This is a genomic window from Pseudomonas sp. TAA207, from assembly GCF_001529285.1.
In the GTDB taxonomy this organism is placed as follows: Bacteria; Pseudomonadota; Gammaproteobacteria; order Pseudomonadales; family Pseudomonadaceae; genus Aquipseudomonas; species Aquipseudomonas weihenstephanensis.
Window position 1 is genome coordinate 1 of the sequence record NZ_LLWJ01000063.1, and the last position, 4,884, is coordinate 4,884.

3 protein-coding genes and 3 tRNA genes are annotated in these 4,884 nt (G+C 59.5%); 1 reads left to right on the forward strand and 5 read right to left on the reverse strand.

What is annotated here, in order from left to right; genetic code table 11:
* Window positions 1-131 precede the first annotated feature (131 nt).
* From AP059_RS08995 to gltX, 4 genes are all read right to left on the reverse strand, one after another.
* Window positions 132-207, reverse strand: a tRNA-Ala gene (locus tag AP059_RS08995).
* A 50-nt stretch (window positions 208-257) separates the two neighbouring features.
* A tRNA-Glu gene (locus tag AP059_RS09000) sits at window positions 258-333 on the reverse strand.
* A 74-nt stretch (window positions 334-407) separates the two neighbouring features.
* Window positions 408-483, reverse strand: a tRNA-Ala gene (locus AP059_RS09005).
* A 219-nt stretch (window positions 484-702) separates the two neighbouring features.
* Window positions 703-2,184 (reverse strand): glutamate--tRNA ligase, encoded by a 1,482-nt coding sequence (gltX, locus tag AP059_RS09010; RefSeq protein ID WP_059762914.1) that lies wholly within the window; start codon window positions 2,182-2,184, stop codon window positions 703-705.
* A gap of 262 nt (window positions 2,185-2,446) precedes the next feature.
* Here gltX and AP059_RS09015 point away from each other — a divergent pair, with 262 nt between their 5' ends.
* The gene (locus AP059_RS09015) at window positions 2,447-3,751 is read left to right on the forward strand and encodes an Nramp family divalent metal transporter (RefSeq protein WP_371260629.1); all 1,305 of its coding nucleotides are present in this window, start codon (window positions 2,447-2,449) and stop codon (window positions 3,749-3,751) included.
* Window positions 3,752-3,820: 69 nt separating this feature from the next.
* On the opposite strand, the gene AP059_RS09020 is transcribed toward AP059_RS09015, so the two are convergent.
* Window positions 3,821-4,780, reverse strand: coding sequence for an alpha/beta hydrolase fold domain-containing protein (locus tag AP059_RS09020; protein WP_059762916.1), 960 nt, complete (start codon window positions 4,778-4,780; stop codon window positions 3,821-3,823).
* Window positions 4,781-4,884 lie beyond the last annotated feature (104 nt).

Here is a 4,884-nt window from a genome sequence, read left to right on the forward strand (position 1 = left end):
AACCCCTGTTACCGCCGTGAAAGGGCGGTGTCCTAGGCCACTAGACGAAGGGGACACAAACCCTTCTAACAGTGATCAAGCTTAAGCTTGATCGATTCAACGCCAGTGTGGCCCGACGTTGAACTGTAAATTGGTGGAGCTAAACGGGATCGAACCGTTGACCTCCTGCATGCCATGCAGGCGCTCTCCCAGCTGAGCTATAGCCCCGATTTATCGCCTGGCGGCGGAGCAACACCGAAGTGCTGCTTCTGTAAAACTGGCGTCCCCTAGGGGACTCGAACCCCTGTTACCGCCGTGAAAGGGCGGTGTCCTAGGCCACTAGACGAAGGGGACACAAACCTTCTAACTGATCACGCTGATGCTTGATCGATTCAATGCCGGTGTGGCCAGGCATTGAACTGTAAATTTGGTGGAGCTAAACGGGATCGAACCGTTGACCTCCTGCATGCCATGCAGGCGCTCTCCCAGCTGAGCTATAGCCCCAAACAGTCAGTGTTGCTTGTTGCTGTGTGGACGGGGCGCATATTAAGACTGGATCGGGAGGCTGTCAAACTTATTTTCAAAGTTTTTTAAAAAAAATGGTCGAGAGAACAACCACTTACCCTTCCCGGCCCGTAAATACAGGCTAAACCTTCAGTACAACCGCATAGCAACTACCGCCAGACGCCGCCTTCGGCAGCTGCTACACGCCTTACATTCTGATCAACCGATTGCGTTGAACAGTTTTTCCCACTCTTTGTTTTCTTTCTTCGACACGCCGCCCAGCAAGTCCAGCGCCTGACGCAGACGGAAACGGGTCAGGTCCGGCCCCAGAATTTCCATTGCATCGAGCACCGACACCGAGCTGGCTTGGCCGGTGATCGAGGCAAACATCAGCGGCATCGCATCGCGCAGCTTCAACTCAAGGGACTCGACCACTGTTTGAATGCAGCCGGTGATCGCCTCTTTCTCCCACTGACGCAGGCTTTCAAGCTTCCACAGAATCAGTTGCATCAGCTGACGCACTTGATCGCCGGACAACTTCTTGTGCTCAAACAGCTTGGCATCCAGCTGCAAGCCGCCCGAGAAGAAGAACCCGGCCAACGGCGCTATCTGGCTGAAGGTTTCAACCCGGCCCTGAACCAGCGGCGCGATTTTCATCATGTACTCAGGGTTCAACGCCCATTGCTGCACACGGCTGGCGAATTCTTCGAGTGGCAGGTCGCGCAGCCACTGGCCATTGAGCCAGGACAGCTTCTCAACGTCAAAGATCGGCCCGCCCAGCGACACACGGGACAGGTCAAAGTTGTCGACCATCTCTTGCAGCGAGAACTTCTCGCGCTCATCCGGCATCGACCAGCCCATGCGGCCCAAGTAGTTGAGCATCGCTTCAGGCATGAAACCCATGCGTTCGTAGAAGGTCACCGACGTCGGGTTTTTACGCTTGGACAGCTTGCTCTTGTCCGGGTTACGCAGCAGCGGCATGTAGCACAGCTGCGGCTGCTCCCAACCAAAGTATTCGTACAGCAGAATCAGTTTCGGCGCTGACGGCAGCCATTCTTCGCCACGCAGTACGTGGGTGATGCCCATCAAGTGGTCATCGACCACGTTGGCCAGGAAGTACGTCGGCAAGCCGTCGGTCTTCATCAACACTTGCATGTCCATACGATCCCACGGGATCTCGACGTCGCCACGCAGCAGGTCCGGCACCACGCACACACCTTCGCTCGGTACTTTCATGCGGATCACGTGCGGTTCGCCAGCGGCCAGGCGCTGCGCCACTTCTTCTTTGGACAGCAACAGCGCGCGGCCGTCGTAGCGCGGGGTTTCACCCTTGGCCATTTGCTCGGCGCGCATCTGGTCGAGTTCTTCGGCCGTGCAGAAGCACGGGAAGGCGTGGCCCATGTCGACCAGTTGCTGGGTGTACTGCTTGTAAATGTCGCTGCGTTCGCTTTGACGATACGGACCGTGCGGGCCACCGACATCCGGGCCTTCGCTCCAGGTGATGCCCAACCAACGCAAGGCATCGTAGATCTGCTGCTCAGACTCACGGGTCGAACGCAGTTGGTCAGTGTCTTCGATCCGCAGGATGAACTCGCCGCCATGCTGCTTGGCGAAGCAGTAGTTGAACAAAGCGATGTAGGCGGTGCCTACGTGAGGGTCGCCGGTAGGCGATGGCGCGATGCGCGTGCGAACGGTGGTCATGGGCGGTCTCGAAGTGGAGATGAAACAAAGGGGCGAATGGTAACAGGCCGACCCCGCTTGGCTCCAGCACAGGACTGACCGGTGGGCCAGATCCCCACCTAAACCCGTGCAAAAGCCGGAAATAGAGCCGGTGTATCAACCTGATCAGCGGCAAAAAAACCGACACAGGTGTAACCTCGCTCCATTCTCATGCCGGTGCGCCTGGCCAAACCCGCCCCCCCTGGATACCCGGAGCCAGCGTTTGAAATTCAGTCTGCCGAAAATCGCCACAGCGCCGTTCTGCCCGCCTGAAGTCAGTGGCAGCGTACCGGTGGACGCCCGCGCACCCTTCTGGAAACGCGCCCTGCGTTTTGCTGGCCCCGGCTTGCTGATCAGCATCGGTTACATGGACCCCGGCAACTGGGCCACCGCCATCGAAGCCGGTTCGCGTTATGGCTATAACCTGTTGTTCGTGGTGTTGCTGGCCAGCCTCGCGGGCATGGCCGTGCAATGCCTGTGTTCGCGCCTGGGCATCGCCACCGGGCGTGATCTGGCGCAACTGTGCCGGGCGCGCTACAGCAAGCGCTCAGCCCGCGTGCAGTGGCTGTTGGCTGAAGTCTCGATTATTGCCACGGATCTTGCCGAGGTACTGGGCTGCGCGCTGGCCTTCCACTTGCTGCTGGGTTGTTCGCTGACTTTCGGCATCGCCCTGACCGCCTTCGACACCTTGTTGATCCTCGCCTTGCAGGGCAAAGGCTTCCGCCGCCTCGAAGCCATCATGCTGGTGCTGGTGTTGACCATTGGCGCGTGTTTCTTCGTCGAACTGGTGCTGATCAAACCGTACTGGCCTGACGTGTTTGAAGGGTTCAAACCGTCCTTGTCCGCCATCAGCGAAGCGGCGCCGCTGTACCTGGCCATCGGTATCCTCGGCGCGACGGTGATGCCCCACAACCTGTACCTGCACAGCTCAGTGGTGCAAACCCGGCGAGTGGGCAAAGACTACGCCAGCAAACTCGACGCCGTGCGCCTGGCGCGCATTGATACCATCGGCTCCCTGGCCTTGGCGTTGCTGGTGAACGCCGCGATTCTGATCCTCGCCGCAGCGGCCTTTCATACCACGGGCCACACCGAGGTGGTAGAGATCCAGGACGCCTACCGCCTGCTCGACCCCTTGGTGGGCGGCGCGATGGCCAGCGTGTTGTTTGGCGTGGCGCTGCTGGCCTCCGGGCAAAGCTCGACATTCACCGGCACCATCGCGGGCCAGGTGATCATGGAAGGCTACCTGGACCTGCGCATCCCGTGCTGGCAACGGCGCTTGATTACCCGTGGCCTGGCCTTGATTCCAGCGTTTGTCGGGGTGTGGTTGATGGGCGACAACGCCGTCGGCAAATTACTGATCCTCAGCCAGGTGGTGCTGAGTTTGCAGTTGCCATTTGCGCTGTACCCGCTGATCCGCATGACCAGCGACGAGACGTTGATGGGGCCTTTTGCCAACCGCTTGCCGACCCGGTTGCTGGCCTGGTTTCTGTTTGCCGTTATCAGCGCGGCCAACATTTGGCTGATTGCACAGATCACTTTTGGCGACTGACCCCTCACCTTGCCGCAGGCTGCGCGCCTTTGATCTTGAGCGCGCGCAGCCTGCGGTAGCGGCTACGAATCAATTCAAGTTTTTGTCCAGCCACTGCGCCACGCGCTGATGAATCCCTGCCACCTCCTCCAGCAAGCCGCTCATGCGCATGAAATCGTGGGTCATGCCCGACTCTTGCCACAGCGCCACCTCATTGCCCGCCCGCTGGAGCTTTTGGGCATAAGCCAGCCCTTCGTCATACAGCGGGTCGTAACCGGCCAGATAGACCAGTGTCGGCGCCAGGCCGCTAACATCTTGCGCCAGCAGCGGCGAAATCCGCCAATCCTGCACGTCATCTGCCGTGCGCGTGTAGTGCTGGTAAAACCAGTCCATCGTGGCGGCCTCAAGCAGATAACCTTGCGCGTAGCGCGTATGCGAATCACGCTTGCAACTGCCATCGGTGACGGGGTACAGCAGCACCTGCGCACGCGGCACAATGGCCACTTCTTGTGGGTCGCGAACCGCCAGAATCGACAACACGGTGCTCAAGGTGCCACCCGCGCTGTCACCGGTAAACGCCACACGCGTGGCGTCCAACCCGTGCCGCGCGCCCTCGCGCAGCAACCAGTTCACGGCGTCGCACGCGTCATGCACCGCCGTGGGGAATTTCCACTCGGGCGCCAACCGATAATCCACAGCCAGCACGGCGAAATGCCCGGCATCCGCCAGACGGCGGCACAAAGCATCATGGCTATCCAGGCTGCCGATCACATACCCCCCGCCATGAAAATACACCACCACCGGCAGCGGCCCCTCTGGCAACTGCGGGCAGCGATACAGCCGTGCAGGCAGGCTAAAACCGTCTCGGGCACTGATGCGCAGGTCATAGCAGTCGATGTCCGCTAGCGGCACATCAAACACCCCCGAACTCATTTCGAACTCCACCCGCGCATCGGCCGGTGTCATGTCATGCATCGCCTTGCTTTTGCCGGTCATGCGGCTGTATTCGGCCAATTCCAAAAACGCTTCAAGCTCAGGTACTACCGACATGCGTGTTTCCTTATCAATAAACAGGCTTCTTGAGGTGCGCAGGCGGCGCGCTTTTTAGGATTTAAAGATCGCCGCCTGCGACAGCTTCTACGCAATAAAAGTGC